The following is a 16,837-nucleotide window of genomic DNA, read 5'->3' on the forward strand; positions in this document are numbered from 1 at the left end:
AAGTGGAAAAGCAGCGGAAATGTCCTTCATAAGGACGATGAAGGACAAAACCCAGTGGAAAATCTGCGGAAGTGTCCTTCATCAAGCCGATGAAGGACAAAACAGCTGGCATTAAGCGGCAGAGCTAACATTCATTCACACTTACAGAGGTTAATGGTATCGTTAATTGTAAATAAAGGTGGCTAAGGAGAAAAAATGGATAATGAATATTTCAAAATATTTGATGAACATAGAAACCAGATAGGAGTTGCTTCCCGCAGCGATGTACATAAATTTGGTTATTGGCATGAGACTTTTCATTGTTGGTTTGTGACTAAGCGTAATGGTAAGAATTATATTTATCTGCAGCTCCGCAGTGCATCGAAAGAAGACTATCCGGATCTTTTAGACATTACAGTTGCAGGTCATTTAACTTCTGACGAAACTGTTCAGGATGGTGTCAGGGAGATAAAAGAAGAAGTGGGGATTGTTGTTTCTTACAATGATTTAGTGCAGTTGGGGATAATGAAATATAGTGTAACAATAGAGAAGTTCATTGACAGGGAACTGGCACATGTTTTTCTGTATAATAGTAGTCATCATCTTAATGATTTTATTGTTCAGGCTGATGAAGTTTCAGGCATGGTGATCGTGGAATTTAAGGAATTTTGTGAACTGTGGCTGGGAGAAAGGGATACCATTGATGTAAATGGATTTCAAATAGATAAAGAAGGTAATAGAGGTTTGTATGCGGAGAACGTCGGCCGGGATAAATTTGTTCCCCACCACATTTCATTCTATAAAGAAGTGATAGAAAAAATCTCCATGGTTATATAGCCTAATTTCATAAATCATAGTGTGAATTGGCTGAATACAGCAATCTGCGTAGAGGGAGCATCCCATATTATGTCTAATAAAATTGTAATTATTACAGGTGCCAACAGCGGTTTAGGTTTTGAAACAGCGAAATACTTTGTCAGTAAGGAAGATACAGTCATCATGGCAGTGAGAACGGTGAGTAAGGGTGAAAGTGCTAAGAAAGATCTGCTGCAATTGTTTCCTAAGGGGCAAGTCCAGGTAATGAAGCTGGATTTAGCGAGTTTATCCAGTGTCCGTGCATTTGCTGAGGAATTTTCAAAAAAATATGAGAGAGCAGATTTGTTAATCAATAATGCCGGCGTCATGGTTCCTCCTTATACAAAAACAGAAGATGGCTTTGAGCTTCAGTTTGGCAGTAATCATTTAGGCCATTTTGCATTAACAGGATTGCTGCTTCCACTACTTGAGAAGGGAGAGCATTCCCGTGTGGTAACACTCAGTTCAATCGCGCACCGCAGCGGCGTCATCCAGTTTGACAATTTGGACGGTTCCAAGGGCTATAAAGCGATGAAATTCTACAGCCAAAGTAAGCTGGCGAACCTATTGTTCGCAAAGGAGCTGGATGATCGATTAAAAGAAAATGGTTATAAAACGATTAGTGTTGCAGCACATCCTGGTGTATCATCAACTAATCTCTTCAAAATAGGAAAAGAAAGCACACCTTGGTATATCAAACCTCTTATGAAGTTGATTGCTCAGCCTGCTGAACAAGGTGCCTTATCTACCATCATGGCAGCAACTGATGGGACATTAGAGGGCGGGGAATACATCGGTCCGGACGGCCGAGGCAACCGGACTGGAAAACCGGCAATCGAAGTGCCTAAGGCAGCCGTCTATCATAAAGAAACGATGAAAAAGTTATGGAGTGTATCTGAAGAGCTCACATCTGTAGATTTTAGCTTTAAAAAATAACGATTTCTTTTATAGTACATTACAAAGTCATATCCATTCTGAAAGCCAGGAGATTTCTACTGGCTTTTTTAGGCTGTTATTAAAAATTTCTTATTATGTTTTCTGTGACTATCTTCTTAACATGAAGTCTTGGAAAGATAACTGTCTCTGCTCCAATTGGCTGAAAAATAAGCTGAGACAGAGATGATCGTTTCTTATAAAGAATGAATTTTTGAGTTTCTTTTATTACGATAGTAGGATAGGTGGGTCTATAGACCTGCTTTTTTTAATGTAAATCAAAATTTATTATCTTCTTAAAGTATGAACTGTGCGAAATCTGTCGTTATATAAACTTCTTTGTAGGAAAAAATACTAGGGTACTTGTAAGATCAGCAATATTGCTGAAAAGGTAAGTACCTTAATTACGAAATATCTACTGTGCATACGAGAGTCTTTTTTCATATTTTCAATGGGTGTAAAGCTGTATTTTGTGACAAAAAACCAAAAACTTCTCCAAGTATAGTCATATATAACCATTTTTTATGAAAATATACCAATATAATTGACTTTTATATCCAAAAAATAATAACTTAGTAATTGAAGTATAATATGGAAATCCATGCTATTGAACTGTGTGATTTCCTAATTCTTGTAAAAGGGGATGAGTATCCATGGCAGGACAAATTCGTATGACTCCGGAGCAGCTGCAGGCAAAGGCTAAACGTTATGGTCAGGGCTCACAGCAAATTGAGCAGATTTTAAGAGATTTGACGAACTTACAAGAAGAGTTAAGAGGCGAGTGGGAAGGGCGCGCATTTGAACGTTTCGATGATCAGTTCAGAGAATTAAGTCCTCGTGTGCAAGATTTCTCTCGTTTACTGCAAGAAATTGAAACTCAGCTGGTTAAAACTGCTGAAGCTGTTGCGCAGCAGGATGAAGCACTTTCTCAAAACTTCGGCTTAAGATAAGCAGCCTGATGAGAGAATTGCTTTCCAAAGTGTAAGTGCCTATGTATGTATGAGCTACATGACTAATGTTGTGTGGCTCATATTTATTAAAAAGAAGAAATTGTAATTATTTACATTATAATAGGTAAATAAGGTAGTGGTATTGTGTTTGACTATCAAAACACAGAGTACATGTTTTCTAATTTTGAAATAGTAGCGGAGGATAGGAAAGATGAAAAGACTAGAGCTCAGGTTAATCGCATTCTTGGTAATGATTCTTGCGCTAGCTACTGGTTTATCTTATGTGGCATTAAATCAGGTAACGCAAAAAAATAATGAAGATACAAGGCACCGGATGACAATTGCTTTAGTAAATGAGGACGAAGGCGCCATTTTTAATAATGAACGTCTGGCTTTTGGAGACGCTTTTGTCCGCAGCGTTGATAATGCCGTGGACCACGACTGGTATGTCGTGAGCCGGGGAGTTGCGGAAAGCGGTCTGGAAAAGCAGACATATGACATGCTGATTACGATTCCAAGGGACTTTTCTGGAAAGGCGCTCTCAATTGACTCAGTTTCTCCGGCGCCAGTTACATTGAATTATAAAATCAATGCTTCAGAGAATGATGAAATCAGAGCAGAAGCAGAAAAGGCAGCAAGTGACATACTAAATGACTTTAATCGCCGGGTTATCGATGTTTATTTTGCCAGTGTGATTGGCAATCTGCATGAAGCCCAGGATCAAGTCGTCTCCATCGTTGACGAGCAAGCTAAGTATACATCTACATATAATACAGCCATTCAAACTCCCCTATCAGATTATACGAATCAATTTAGTACAGTGAAGAGTTTCACAGAAGTATCCAAGGGCAGCTTCAGCAGCTTGGAAGATATTCTTGCTTCTTTTACTGACCGTTTAACAGAAGAGGCTGCATCCGGCCAGAATTTCGTTTCTACTGTTAACGACGTCACAAGCCTAAAAGAAGCTAACCAGGGGATATCACGAGGCTTTTATGACTCATTGTATCAATATCATTCAACAATTCAAGATGCAGGTACCCAAAGCCGGCTTGATACGCTGCTTTCTATGAACGAAGGAGTTACGCAGCAGTTTCAGCTTCGCGAAGAGAGGCCGACGATTATCTCTGATGCTGCGGTATTAAGAGAGTATTTTAATCAAGCAAATCAGAGTGTAAGTTTGCTGGAGCAAAATCTAGAAAGTAACCTGCAGGCAAATATGGAAAGTACTGTTTACAATCGGTTGTCAGGCATCTTTATGAACGCGTTTCAAAATGAGATGACAAATATGAACTCTTTGTTCAGGCAGCCGGACCAAAATCTTAATCGGGCAATTCAAGACCACATCAATCAGCTGCCATCATTAAGTATGCAGGATCTTGATGAATCGGGGTTATCCGACAGAATGGCTTTGGAAATCAATAATGTGATGGCCACAGCAAGAAAGTATAATCAAGAAAATAATTTTTCCCCAAGAGAGCTGGATAATAGCAAAATCTTAAAAACTCAAATTCAAGCCATTAAAAACCGCTTAGCTCAAACGGGCATTGTGATGACCAACTCTGTTGAACTGCCGGGCAATCAAAAGTCAGGCCAAACTTTCACTCTTTCAATTCCATCAGAATATGAGCTTAGAGGTTTGTGGTTAACCCTGCCTCATACGAATGAAGTCAATTATACAGAAGTATATAAAGAAAATGGGCGGGTCAATTTGCCTGCTAATGTCAGCGGCGTTTTTACAGTTCGCATTCAGCTGCAGCTGAAGGATGCCAATAGTAAGATTGATGTTTTCAGACCAGCCCTTTGGAGCTGGAGCATGCTGCAGGAAGATACTACAGATATTGATCGTCCAGAGGAGCTTTACAGCTATGAAGCTTTTCACGCTCCATTAATAGCTAATACGCTGGCAGTTCCAGAAACAGAAGAACAGGTTGAAGCAGAAGAACAGGTTGAAGCAGAAGAACCTGTTCAAGATGAGCCAGTTATTGAAACTCCTGAGAGTGAGACTGATGGGGGTACTGGTGGAGATTCGAATGAAGATGCAGAGGAACAGGAGCCATCAGAGGGTACTGAGCCTCCAGCTGAAGAAAATAAAGATCCAGAGGATGAAAAAGAAGAACCTGTCATAGAGAAAGTGCAAGTGATAAATAACTACATCCACCATGGAGTTACATCACCGGTATTGGACGATGGTGCACAAGCACTTATCCATGCAGTTGAGCATACGGTGAGCAACTATCAAAAATTATCTGCTCTTTTCAACACGTACTATGGTTTTGACATGAGCTCACCAGCTTTACAGCGTTCCTTTGAGGAAAACCGATTATCTGATTTAGCGGCAGACTCTTCTTTATTTTATCTTTTCAACGTTCAAGAATTAGATGAATTAATTACGAGATATGTCGTAGAACGAGTAACGGCAGATGTTGCGAATGAAATTAGAGAGCCAATGGTGCAATTTTATGATCAAACAAGACAGTATCATGAACAAGCATCATCAGCTGAAAATCTTATGGATCAGCTTGTTGAAAAAATAAATGTAACAACAGAGCAGGCACAGATTCTGAATCAAAGTCTTAATGAGGTTCTGGGGAATGTGACCGAGTGGAGAGATCGAAGCCTGGCCCTCATAGATGAACAATCTGTCGTACAGGCTGCAGGTGACGAGGAGCAGACGGCCATTATGACACTTAGCAGCGGGTTTATGCCGCTGTTAACTACAAGTGTGGATCTCGCTGCACAAGCACAGGTCAATTCGTCTACAGCTGAAAGTGTCTACAAATCTCTTGAAAACATTGATAAACAGGCAGCAATGATACAAGAAAGCGGAAATGCTTTAATCACGCAGGCGGAAGAGCTGTCTATTAATTTGACAAATAAGTTAATGGAAGATGAAGAGTTTGCGACTAATTTTACTGAAGTACTGGCAAACAGCCGAATTGGCGACAGGCAGAACGAGGATTTGTTAGGTTTCCTGTCAAGTCCAGTCCAAACAAAAAATGAAGGAACAATCGTTTCAGGGCATACATTTACACCATACTTTATCGTGTTAATCTCGTTCATTGTTGCTTTATTTACAGCATATGTGATCTCAGCTAATCAACAGCGGCGTGCTGCAAAGGATGAATTTGAAGGAGAAAGGTCAATTTTTTCGAGAAATGCGCCTATCACGCTGATTACAGCAGGTGTGGGAATAATTGAAGGTGCAGCAATCGGAATCCTTTCAAGCTACATGTTAGGAATTCAGGGATCTAACTTATTGTTATGGACGTTTTTGTTATCGCTGATTGTGTTAACGCTTGTGCTTTTCTCGACGTATTTATTAAGACAATTAAAAATGGCAGGAATGTTCTTGCTGCTCGCAGTATTTGGAATGTATTTATTCTTTACAAGAGCATTAGGTTCAGCAGCTTATGGAGGATTACGAGCCTATTCACCGTTACAGTATGTTGAAAATGTACTGATATCAGCATTCGATGGATCAATTTCATTTATAGTCACATTCTTTGTATTGATTCTGTTGTGCTTGTCAGGTGCTCTGCTGAACCTGCTCGTGTTCAAGAGGGCTTCAAGGAGTGAGGGACATGACGATGAAGTGGTATCTAAAGCTGGCTAATACTTTGTTCTTTGTTACAGTTATTGTTATTTTGCTGCCAATGTCCGCAGCGCTCGCTGAGGGTGCTGAGGAAAGGGGCAGGCTGAATGTGAAATTGGATCGAATCAGCGGCAGTAAAGAAGATCAAGCCAAAAGGAAAACAGAACTTGAGAATGTCTTTCCGGAGTTGTTTAAAGAAGAGACGAAAGAGCTTATTCATTCAACACAGGTAAAACAAGAAGAGGCGCTTGAAGATCTTTATCAGTCAATATTTGAAATGGAAAGTCAGGCAGATGCCACAACTGCACTTGTCCAAAAGTCTCTTTTTACAGAGAGTTATGCGGCTCCCACAGCTGACAGGCGTGTGGATGAGGAGCCCGGCGAGGGGACTGATCATGTCCTCCTAGTATCTGCTGTGGGATTTATTGTCATGATTGGCGGAATTGTATTTACAATGATGCGGCAAGTAATGGAATAGGAGAATGGGAGATGACAAAGTCTTCACATATCAACGTAACGGTTGATTTTCAAAATTGGGGCGGCAGTGTGTATGACCTGCGCATTCCGGTCCAGCTGACAGTAAAGCAATTGTTGTTAAGTGTGTCTGAAACACTGCATATAAAACGGCCGGATTCATCTCTCTGCGCCATCAAAATAGTAACAAAAAAATTGCTGATCACTGATCATGATATTCTACATGATTATCCAATTACGGACGGTGATATATTACAAGTGCTATAGAACAGATGATTCAGATCTGTTGAAAAGGTGAAGGAGTCAACGTTATGGAGGAAAAAAAAGTCCAATTAAAATCCCTCTCTCTTCATTTTCAGATTAGGGATGAAGAGTGGAGGACAGAATTAGCAAAATCTCAAACAAAAGTAAAAGATATCAGGCAATTAGGGCTTATTTCTGCACCTTCCGAATATTTTCTGCCGGTCTCTGTCAGTGAAGACGAGGATACTTTTATATTTTCGTTTGTGGTGGAAGAAGAAAAAAAGAAATGGAAGGATATTAAGAATCTTCAGCGCAACGAGAAGCTGCGGCTGCTGTGTAATTTGGCAAAGCTGAGATCTTGCTTATCTTCCCGAATCACTTTCTTCCTTCATCCTGATAACGTTGTATTTGATTTTAACTTAATGCCTGCTGTTATCTATCGCGGCATACGTGAAATATTGCCGCCTTATACGGTGACAGAAGAAGATTTTTTTCAGCAATATCGATGCTTTGTCCTTGCTTTGTTTTCCGAACAATATTCATTTGAAGATTTGTACAATGGTTCGTTAAATAAAGCGAAGGAAACAGAATTCGAACGCCAGATTCTTGAAAAGAAAAATTTTGAACAACTGCTTGAATATATCCAGGTTTGCTACCGCAAAGAACAGCAAAAAACCGAAGCAGCGATGACTGTTGTTCCAATAAAAAAGTTCCGGTTATTCAAACAGCTGTCGGTTATTATGATCGGCCTGTCGATCGTCCTGGCTGTTCCGTTGTTCTACTACCTGTTTGTCAAGGAACCGTATCAGGATAAATTATTAGCAGCCCATGGTGAATTTTTGTCATCAAATTACGGTGATGTGATTACAACGCTTAACGGGGAAGAACCGGAAAAGCTGCCTTACCGGACAAAGTATATTCTGTCCTATTCTTATATACAAGTTGAAAGCTTGTCAGACCGGGAAAAAGAAGCAATCATGAGAAATGTGAGTTTGCGAAGTGATGAGAATTATTTGCTTTACTGGATTTTGAATGGCCGAGGATCTTTTGATGAGTCGATTGATAAAGCGAAATTTATTGATGATCCCCAATTGATCATGTATGGATTGATTAAACAAATTGAACAAGTACGAAATAATCCTCAATTAAGCGGTACAGAACGGGATGAAGAAGTGCGGAGGCTTCAAGATCAGCTGAATTCATACCGTGAGGAATATGTTGAGGAAGATGAAGAAACTGAAGAAGCTTCTTCAGACGAAGTGCCGATAGAAGAAGGAGATACAGCGCCTGCACCTGCACCTGCCGAAAATGAAGCACCTGCATCTGAGGAAACTCCTCCAGCCAGTAATGAAGAAAACGCTGGAAATGACAATGAAGAGCAGCCAAATGGGGATTAATGCCGCAGATGGATGGGTTGACTGAGAGAGGAAGAAAATCATGTTAGGAACAAAACTTTTAATTCTTTATGATAAGCACCTGCATACATGCTCACTGCCTGAAGGGGTATCTAAGGAAGTCAGGATTAGCAGTGATTGGACTGATACAGTCACATTTGCAAACCTGCAAAAATCCTTTGTGGTCACGTGGGATGGGGTATCGTGTTCCCTTGATGGAAAAACGCTTCTCCCTTATAAGCGGGCCTCTATTCCTGTAGGATCTGCTGAGATTGAATTTCTTGTTGTAGAAGAAAAAGAAGTCATCGTGTATGATTTAGCAGGAATTTCTACAGTTACGTTCGGTAACAGCGAACAACATGATATACAGCTGAAGACAGCTTCAGCGGACTTTTCACTACTGCGTTCGCTGGAACAACCGCTCTTCCATTTGGTAGTCAATCAGGGTGAGGTTTATCATAACAATGTTTACAAGGACAGCGGGAGCAGCATCCAACATGGAGATATATTGTTTGCTGATGGGATTTTTATAACCATTCATAGTGATGATATGGAAATGGTTGTGAACGAGGAAGAACCATCTTCAACATTAACACGATTAACAGAACGGGATACGTACTACAGTGAAGAGTATCCGGATTATCACCGCTCTCCCCGTGTCATTTATCGAGAACCGACTCAAAAGCAGACAATTGCAAAACCGCCGCCGCAGCCTTCTAAGCCTAGTGAGCAGATTGCAAGAACAATCGTACCATCCCTTGTTATGATTGTTGCATTTGTGCTGCTTACCATTTTCCAGCCGCGCGGAATTTACATTGTCGTCATGCTGGCAATGACAGTCACGACGATTCTCGTTTCACTCATTTATTATGTGAAAAATGTAAGACAATACAAAGCCGATACAAAAGAGCGGTTAAAAAGCTATAGAGAGTATTTGCACAGAAAAACAAAAGAGCTTTATAAAATTAGTGAAGACCAAAAACATTCTTTGCTCTATCATTTTCCCGATATTGAGCAAATGAGGGACATGGCTGTCCGTGTTGATGCGAGAATTTTTGAAAAAACAAGATTTCACCATGATTTTCTTCAGTTCCGTACGGGTTTGGGAACAGCTGAGAGAAGCTTTGAAATTGATTTTAACGAAGAGGAATTTACACAGGAAAAAGATGTATTAGTAGATGAAGCCAGAGAACTATTAGATCAGTATGAGGATATCCGTGAAGTGCCGGTGATTGCCTCCTTAATGAATGGCCCGGTTGGCTATATCGGTCAGCGGCATCTCGTATTAGAGCAATTACAGCTGTTGGCGATGCAGGTTGCACTGTTTCAAAGCTATCATGATGTACAAATGATCACGGTATTTCCTGAAGAGGAAAAAGAAGAGTGGAACTGGATGAGGTGGCTGCCTCATGCAAGTCTGCGTGATGTAAATGTCAGAGGGTTTGTCTATCATGAGCGATCACGGGATCAGGTGCTGTATTCCTTGTATCAAATATTAAAGGAACGAAAACAGGTGATAGATGCGAAGGGAAATACAAGTGAAAAAACGTACTTCTTTCCGCACTTTGTTGTTCTGATTACAGATGAAAAATTAATTCTTGATCATACGATCATGGAATTCTTTAATGAGGATTTGAGTGATCTTGGCGTCTCGCTTGTTTTTGTACAGGACGTTATGCAATCTTTACCTGAGCATGTAAAAACGGTTATTGATATAAGGGATTCAAAAACAGGTAATATTGTGCTGGAAGATGGGGAGCTGGTCAACCGTGCTTTTGCACCAGATCACTTTCCGCGGATATTCAATAAGGAAGAAGTATCGCGGGCTCTTGCTCCCATTCACCATTTGCAAAGCTTGAAAAACTCGATACCTGAAAGTGTGACCTTCCTCCAAATGTATGGAGTGGAAAAAGTGGAAGAGCTGGGTGTTTCTGCAAGATGGCAAGCAAATGAAACGTATAAAAGCTTAGCTGTTCCGCTTGGATTGCGTGGAAAAGAAGATGTTGTGCAGCTTAACCTTCATGAAAAGGCACACGGACCACATGGACTGATCGCCGGAACGACGGGTTCAGGTAAATCAGAGATTATCCAATCGTATATCTTGTCTCTCAGTATTAATTTTCACCCATATGAAGTCGCCTTCTTACTAATAGATTACAAAGGTGGGGGAATGGCGAATTTATTTAAGAAGCTCCCGCATTTAGTGGGGACGATTACAAACTTGGATCGTAGCCAATCAATGCGGGCACTAGCTTCTATTAAGGCAGAACTTCAGAAGAGACAGCGTCTTTTTGGAGAAAATAATGTGAATCATATTAATCAATATCACAAGCTCTATAAGCAAGGAAAAGTACAAGAACCTATGCCGCATCTGTTTTTAATCTCAGATGAATTTGCTGAATTAAAATCGGAGCAGCCTGATTTTATGAAAGAGCTGGTTTCAACAGCACGGATCGGCCGGTCTCTTGGGATTCATTTAATCTTGGCGACGCAAAAGCCAAGCGGGGTAGTAGATGATCAAATTTGGTCAAACTCAAAATTCAAGCTTGCCTTAAAAGTTCAGAATGCAAGTGATTCCAACGAAATTTTAAAAACGCCGGATGCTGCAGAAATTACACTGCCGGGCCGTGCATATCTGCAAGTCGGCAATAATGAAATTTATGAACTGTTCCAAAGTGCGTGGAGCGGAGCTGATTATATTCCCGACCAGGATAATTACGATCTGATCGATACGACAATTTATGCAATCAATGATCTGGGGCAGTATGACATTTTAACGGAAGATTTAAGTGGATTGAGTCATAAAAACCAAGTGGAAAAAATACCAACGGAGCTTGATGCAGTGATTGATCATCTGCATGATTTTGCTCAGAAACGGGAAATTGCCCCTTTGCCAAAGCCGTGGCTGCCTCCGCTGCCTGAGATCATCATGTCAGAAGAGCTGCACTCAGTAAAGTTTGAAGAAGCTTGGACAGAAGAGAAAAAACCACTTTCAGTAACAATTGGGTTGCTGGATCAGCCAGAGCTTCAATCTCAAACACCGTTCACTTTGGATTTAACGAAGGATGGCCATATCGCTGTATTTGCCAGTCCTGGTTATGGGAAATCCACTTTCCTGCAAAGCGTTGTCATGAATTTATCAAAACAACATAGTCCTGAGCATTTACATGTGTATTTGCTCGATTTTGGCACCAATGGATTACTGCCGTTAAAAGGTCTGCCGCATACAGCAGACGTCATTCTTGTTGATGAAATAGAGAAAGTTCATAAGCTGATCCGATTACTAACGATGCTGATGAAGAAGAGAAAACAGCTCCTCAGTCAATATGGCGTAGCGAACGTGTCAATGTACGAGAGATCGAGTGGACAGATTGAGCCAAACTTATTAATTGTTATAGATAACTTCGACACAGTGAGGGATACAGATTTCTCAGAAGAGTTCGAGAAAATCATCACGCAAATTGCCCGTGAAGGAGCGAGTGTCGGAATTCATTTAGCGATTAGTGCGGGAAGACAGGGAGCTCTGCGCATGCCATTGCTGTCCAATATTAAGACACAAATTCCTCTTTATTTAATTGAACAAACAGAGGCACGTTCCATTATCGGCCGGACAGACCTGGAGATTGAGGCAATCCCGGGCCGAGGCCTGGTGAAGCTGGATGAGCCGGCACTATTTCAAACGATGTTACCTGCGGAAGGTTCAGAGGCATTGGAAATCATCGGGTCCATTCAGAGTACCGCCCGCATTATGGACAACTTCTGGAAAGGTGAACGCCCTGACGACATTCCAATGATGCCGGAGGGTGTCATAGATTTCGAAGAGTTTAAGAGGAAAAGAAAAACGAAAAAGCTGGTTGAACAAAATCATTTGCCGCTGGGATTGGATTTTGAAGAAGTGGCGCCAATCGGCTTTGATCCTGTAAAAGATGGGTTCCTCATTGCTGTTAGTGATCGAAGAGATGGCTTGGATAAAATGATACATGCTATTTCACATAGTATGACATTGCTGAAGGAACCTTTCCAAACGATGCTGATTGATCATGCTGATCAAGGCTTTGCTGATATTGGGTTGAAAATGAAGAATTACATTTCAGATTCTGAAAGCATCCTGTTGATGAAAAAACACATGATAACTGATATCAGTAAGCGCATAAAGGGTAAACAAAGTGGTATAAAATGGATGATCCTCATAAGGGATTTAAAAGACTTTGCTGAAAGAAGCAGCCTGCTTGAAGAAGAACTATCCATTCTATTTGAACAAGGTCCAAAGGTTGGTATCCATTTTATTATTTGCGGAGATGCCAGCTATATAAATACAAGCTATGAAAAGACAGCAAAAACAATTCGTAGCTTGGCCAATTCAGGATTAGTCAGCATGCGTCTTGGTGATCAAGATATATTCAGCCAGCCATTTATACGCAAGGAAACATACCCGAAAGAGTTTGAAGTCTATTTTGCAAGGGATCACCAGCATATCAAAATAAAATTACCACAGTAGGGAGGTAGAAAAGATGAGTTCGTTTAGTCATGTAAATTATTTACATTCTAGAAAGGGTTCAATTCATAGTCAAATTCAGTCTAATACAACACTAATATCTGATCTGGAAGCTAAAATATCCCGTTTACAGACAGCTTTAAGAGAGATCTCCAGCAGTTTGACAAGCTTGGAATCTGAAAAAAGTTCAATAGACAGTCTATCTATTGATGAAAGCAGCTGGCGTGGAAAGAAAAAAGAAGATTTCCAAAAAAAATATGATCAATTTAAGGAAAGTGTTAAAACCTATATCTCCAATGTTGTTGATGCAAAAGAAGCAATTGCCAATGATATTAAGAGATATGAAAACGAAAAGGCCTTATGCCATTCTAGTATAGCGAGCTTACAGAATACACTTCAGTCTTTGGATATACAAATAGCCCAAGCACAAAGGGAGTTGAGTTAAATGTCTAAAGAAGTTTCTATTAATATCAGTGCCTTTCGCGCAAAAGTAACAAAGCTAAAAACATCTGTTGGAGAAATAGATGCAAAGCAAACAACAAGTTCATTCAGCTATACAAATATCGAACCATTTACAAAGGACCTGGAAAATGTGATAGAAGCGCTGTCCTTATTGGAGCGGTATAGGGGCATTTTGGAAGCAGATGCGGAGATTTTAGAAGAGACAGGGGAACAAATGAGAATAAAAGATCTAGAGTTAGCAGCATCATACCAAGTTCGTTCCGGTCCACAGATGGTACGTTAAGGAAAGGGAGGGAGTTATCCATGGGACATAAAGTAGATCTTGCAGAAGTGATCGACTTTTCCGATGAGGTTAAAGCAAAATCGGAAGATATCAAAGTCAGTCTGTTAAAAGTGGAACAGCATATACAAGAAATTTGCAATATGAGTTCTTTTTCCGGTCAAACAGCAGATCAGGCAAAATTATATTTCAGCGATCTCCATCTCACGGTTTTGACCACCTTTAACGGATTGCTGACTGATCTGTATCATAACTTGAATCAGCATATAGAAAAATTTCGTTCAAGTGTAGATGAAAGCAGTCAAACGATGATACTAAGCACCTATATCAGTGACACCATGGAAGATGTTAGTGAACGATATGAAGCGCTGGAGGCACAGCATGACACAGTGAGCAGCACAATCAGCGGTGTTTCTGATATTAGCAGTGCATCCACCCCCTCGTTTGGTAATGTGATGAATGACCATCATACTGCGATCAATGCAGCTGAGAAATTATTGGAGAATTTACATTCTTTCACAAGTACTGGACAAAACAGCGCTGCGCAAATAGAGGGTCTGCTGCAGGAAATCAAAACAACGCTGAATTCAGCAGCCGCTGTAAGCGGCAGTGCCAGGTTTACGAATTACACGGATGCTGCAGCAACCAGCGGATTGGCTGCACTTAAAAAGTTTAATTTAACTAATATCACGTCTGCAGTATTGGATTCAAATTCTATTCATCTCATGACTTTATCCGAGATTGAGCAATTAAAGGACGCTGCAGTGAAAAATATGGATGGTACAGCTCAAAAGATCTTAGATCATGCCCTTACAGATCTGATAAATGGAGTAATTGACCGGGAAACGTACTATGACATTTTCAATACGATGAACAAATCTACACAATCACTGAGTGAAGATGAACTCAACGAAGAAGTGCCGGTATCGGTTATTGACTATATCATAGATAATAAAGTGAAAATTGGTATTGACGTAGCAGTGAATTCTTTTGCTGGAGCAATCAAATACCTCGGGCATGAAACTATGGAATTAGGGAAAGCAGTAGGAGGGCTTGGAACACAAATTAAGAGTCTCGGGGATTTATTCGGCAGGCTCTCAAGCAAAGTAGGAAACGCTGTAACAGGCGTTGGAAACTTTACGTCGAAAACATCCAACTTTATAACAAAAACGGGTCAATATGTTCAAGGAGCGGGAAAAGCTTTAGGCAGGACATTTATAGCGGCAAGTGCTGCTATCGGGTTTTATGAAGATGTAACTGAGAAAGGTAAGACAGTGGGAGAGGCTGTCGTGCATAATGGAGCAAGTGTGACAGCTGGTCTGGTAGGGGGAGCATTAGGTACTGGTCTTGTCACTGTTGCAGCAACTGTTTTTACTATAAGTAACCCTGTTGGTTGGGCCGTCGTAGGTAGTGTCGCAGTCGGGACACTTGCAACATGGGGGTTTAATTATCTTTACGATAACAACGTTGGAGGGCTTCAGGATGGGTTGGATGCTGTAGGCAGGAAGCTAGACGATGCCGGTAAAGCTGTTGGGTCTTTTGTAAAAGATGCAGGAGAGGCTATTAGCAGTGGTCTAGATGCAATTAACCCGATGAATTGGGGATGGTAGATTTTATGAAGTGCGAAGTACAAACTATTAAAGCTTTAAGGTATAGAATGTTAAAGATTGAAGGCCAGACCTACATTTTAGATATAAGCCAATTCATTTGGAATTTAGTATTTCCATTTTTAATATGGATTCTGCCCCAAACAATTTACAAAGTGGATGGAGAAGATTTGAATAGGAAGCTTAATTTACCAGAAGCAGCAAAATCTAAAAAAAAGAAAAATGTAAGTATTTTATTTACAGCAGGAATTGCAATCTTTTTGGGGAACATATTGACTGATTTAACAGATCTCTTTACGATCCCAAGTACGGTTTTCGTTAATAAGATAATTGCTGTCATTCTTCTGTTAGTGCTTATTTTATTCCAGGTTTTATTTAATATTAAAGAAAAAAACTATTTATTTAAAAAACTAGAACCCAAATTGTTAACAAGGGAGCGGATTTGGCTCAGACCAATGTCTTTTAAACATTGTATATATTGCTTGTTTTTGAATTTTTTTTCAATGCTATTTTTTATAGGTAGTGTAATGATAGTTCTAGACATTACGAATATTTTAGGAATTGTTTCCTTTCTTGTCATGGGATTGGTTTTTTCATTTATTCATATGTTATATGTACCTATTGGCCAGACTACGGTAAGATTTATGAAAAATAGGTAAATATGTTTTTGATAGAATTGTTGAAACGAAGTAAGAGGAAGGTAGATGGCTCAGTTGAGTAATGCCGTGGTGGTTATTTAATTAGGATGGGAAATTCAATGAAGTGTGAAGTACAAGTTACTAAGACCCTAAGGTATAGGTTATTAAAGATTGAAGGTCAGACTTATATTTTAAATATGAGCCAATTCATTTGGAATATTGTATTCCCATTTTTAATATGGATCCTGCCCCAAACAATTTATAAAGTGGACGGAGAAGAGCTGAATAGGAAGCTGAATATACCAGCTGTATCTAAAAAAAGAAAAATGTAAGCATTCTATTAACAGCAGGAATTGGAATTTTCCTAGGAAACATATTAACTGATTTAACAGATGTTTTTACTATCCCAAGTACGGTTTTTGCTAATAAGATAATCGCTGTCATTCTTCTGTTAGTGCTTATTTTATTCCAGGTTTTATTCAATATTAAAGAAAAAAACTTTATATTTAAAAATCTAGAAACCAAACTATTATCAAAGGAGCGTATTTGGATTAGACCAAAGTCTTTTAAACATTGTGTTAACTGCTTGTTTATAACTATTTTTACTTTAATATTTTTTATAGTTAGTGTGATAATAGTTCTTGACGTTACTAATATTCTAGGGGTTATTTCCTTCTTCCTCTTTGGATTGGCTTTTTTATTTAGCCATATTTTATCTTTATCCGACAGAAGACTCCCTCTTCAAGCGCGTGATGAGCTTTAGCTCAGCGATAAGGGGGAGATGAATGGCGGTTGGCGATAGCCAAAACACTCACTGTCATGGTAAAATTAGAACGTGCGTTCCTATAAAGCGAGGTGAAATCATGTTAGTTAAAAAGGCGTTTAAGTTTCGTATCTTCCCTAATCAAAAACAAATGGAGTTAATCAATAAGACG

The 16,837-nt window shown here is 39.8% G+C and carries 13 protein-coding genes and 1 pseudogene; all 14 read left to right on the forward strand.

The window, feature by feature from the left end; genetic code table 11:
• Positions 1–195 precede the first annotated feature (195 nt).
• Entirely contained in the window at positions 196–816 is a 621-nt protein-coding gene (locus GJU40_RS11170; protein WP_154307840.1) for an NUDIX hydrolase, read from the forward strand.
• A gap of 69 nt (positions 817–885) precedes the next feature.
• The gene (locus GJU40_RS11175; protein ID WP_154307841.1) at positions 886–1,770 is read left to right on the forward strand and encodes an oxidoreductase; all 885 of its coding nucleotides are present in this window, start codon (positions 886–888) and stop codon (positions 1,768–1,770) included.
• A 650-nt stretch (positions 1,771–2,420) separates the two neighbouring features.
• A complete protein-coding gene (locus tag GJU40_RS11180) occupies positions 2,421–2,717 on the forward strand; it encodes a WXG100 family type VII secretion target (RefSeq protein WP_154307842.1) in 297 nt (98 codons plus the stop codon).
• Positions 2,718–2,928: 211 nt separating this feature from the next.
• Positions 2,929–6,330 (forward strand): type VII secretion protein EsaA, encoded by a 3,402-nt coding sequence (esaA, locus tag GJU40_RS11185; protein ID WP_154307843.1) that lies wholly within the window; start codon positions 2,929–2,931, stop codon positions 6,328–6,330.
• Entirely contained in the window at positions 6,299–6,787 is a 489-nt protein-coding gene (gene essA, locus GJU40_RS11190) for a type VII secretion protein EssA (RefSeq protein ID WP_154307844.1), read from the forward strand. The genes esaA and essA overlap by 32 nt, the downstream gene beginning before the upstream one ends.
• Before the next feature lie 11 nt (positions 6,788–6,798).
• Positions 6,799–7,050 carry an EsaB/YukD family protein gene (locus tag GJU40_RS11195; protein ID WP_154307845.1) on the forward strand — a complete coding sequence of 84 codons (252 nt, stop codon included), beginning with the start codon at positions 6,799–6,801 and terminating at the stop codon, positions 7,048–7,050.
• 44 nt (positions 7,051–7,094) lie between these two features.
• Complete coding sequence (gene essB / locus GJU40_RS11200) at positions 7,095–8,423, forward strand: type VII secretion protein EssB (RefSeq protein ID WP_154307846.1); 1,329 nt, start codon at positions 7,095–7,097, stop codon at positions 8,421–8,423.
• 40 nt (positions 8,424–8,463) lie between these two features.
• Positions 8,464–12,918, forward strand: a complete 4,455-nt coding sequence (essC, locus tag GJU40_RS11205) for a type VII secretion protein EssC (protein ID WP_154307847.1) — start codon at positions 8,464–8,466, stop codon at positions 12,916–12,918.
• A gap of 13 nt (positions 12,919–12,931) precedes the next feature.
• Entirely contained in the window at positions 12,932–13,360 is a 429-nt protein-coding gene (locus GJU40_RS11210) for a YwqH-like family protein (protein ID WP_154307848.1), read from the forward strand.
• Positions 13,361–13,660, forward strand: coding sequence for a TIGR04197 family type VII secretion effector (locus tag GJU40_RS11215; protein WP_154307849.1), 300 nt, complete (start codon positions 13,361–13,363; stop codon positions 13,658–13,660).
• 20 nt (positions 13,661–13,680) lie between these two features.
• Entirely contained in the window at positions 13,681–15,267 is a 1,587-nt protein-coding gene (locus GJU40_RS11220; protein WP_154307850.1) for a T7SS effector LXG polymorphic toxin, read from the forward strand.
• Between the two features lie 5 nt (positions 15,268–15,272).
• Positions 15,273–15,923 carry a DUF443 family protein gene (locus GJU40_RS11225; RefSeq protein WP_154307851.1) on the forward strand — a complete coding sequence of 217 codons (651 nt, stop codon included), beginning with the start codon at positions 15,273–15,275 and terminating at the stop codon, positions 15,921–15,923.
• Between the two features lie 98 nt (positions 15,924–16,021).
• Positions 16,022–16,665, forward strand: a pseudogene (locus GJU40_RS21535) (DUF443 family protein).
• Positions 16,666–16,765: 100 nt separating this feature from the next.
• Positions 16,766–16,837, forward strand: a 72-nt coding sequence (locus GJU40_RS11240; RefSeq protein WP_154306416.1) for a helix-turn-helix domain-containing protein, incomplete at its 3' end; no start/stop codon positions are given.

It is taken from the genome of Metabacillus lacus, from assembly GCF_009674805.1.
In the GTDB taxonomy this organism is placed as follows: domain Bacteria; phylum Bacillota; class Bacilli; order Bacillales; family Bacillaceae; genus Metabacillus_C; species Metabacillus_C lacus.

What these genes read in the sequence shown, in the direction of transcription:
- essB (WP_154307846.1), top strand. Translation starts at nt 7,095, where the DNA reads ATGGAGGAAAAAAAAGTCCAATTAAAATCCCTCTCTCTTCATTTTCAG.
- esaA (WP_154307843.1), top strand. Translation starts at nt 2,929, where the DNA reads ATGAAAAGACTAGAGCTCAGGTTAATCGCATTCTTGGTAATGATTCTT.
- GJU40_RS11210 (WP_154307848.1), top strand. Translation starts at nt 12,932, where the DNA reads ATGAGTTCGTTTAGTCATGTAAATTATTTACATTCTAGAAAGGGTTCA.
- GJU40_RS11225 (WP_154307851.1), top strand. Translation starts at nt 15,273, where the DNA reads ATGAAGTGCGAAGTACAAACTATTAAAGCTTTAAGGTATAGAATGTTA.
- GJU40_RS11170 (WP_154307840.1), top strand. Translation starts at nt 196, where the DNA reads ATGGATAATGAATATTTCAAAATATTTGATGAACATAGAAACCAGATA.
- GJU40_RS11175 (WP_154307841.1), top strand. Translation starts at nt 886, where the DNA reads ATGTCTAATAAAATTGTAATTATTACAGGTGCCAACAGCGGTTTAGGT.
- essC (WP_154307847.1), top strand. Translation starts at nt 8,464, where the DNA reads ATGTTAGGAACAAAACTTTTAATTCTTTATGATAAGCACCTGCATACA.
- GJU40_RS11215 (WP_154307849.1), top strand. Translation starts at nt 13,361, where the DNA reads ATGTCTAAAGAAGTTTCTATTAATATCAGTGCCTTTCGCGCAAAAGTA.
- GJU40_RS11195 (WP_154307845.1), top strand. Translation starts at nt 6,799, where the DNA reads ATGACAAAGTCTTCACATATCAACGTAACGGTTGATTTTCAAAATTGG.
- GJU40_RS11220 (WP_154307850.1), top strand. Translation starts at nt 13,681, where the DNA reads ATGGGACATAAAGTAGATCTTGCAGAAGTGATCGACTTTTCCGATGAG.
- GJU40_RS11180 (WP_154307842.1), top strand. Translation starts at nt 2,421, where the DNA reads ATGGCAGGACAAATTCGTATGACTCCGGAGCAGCTGCAGGCAAAGGCT.
- essA (WP_154307844.1), top strand. Translation starts at nt 6,299, where the DNA reads ATGACGATGAAGTGGTATCTAAAGCTGGCTAATACTTTGTTCTTTGTT.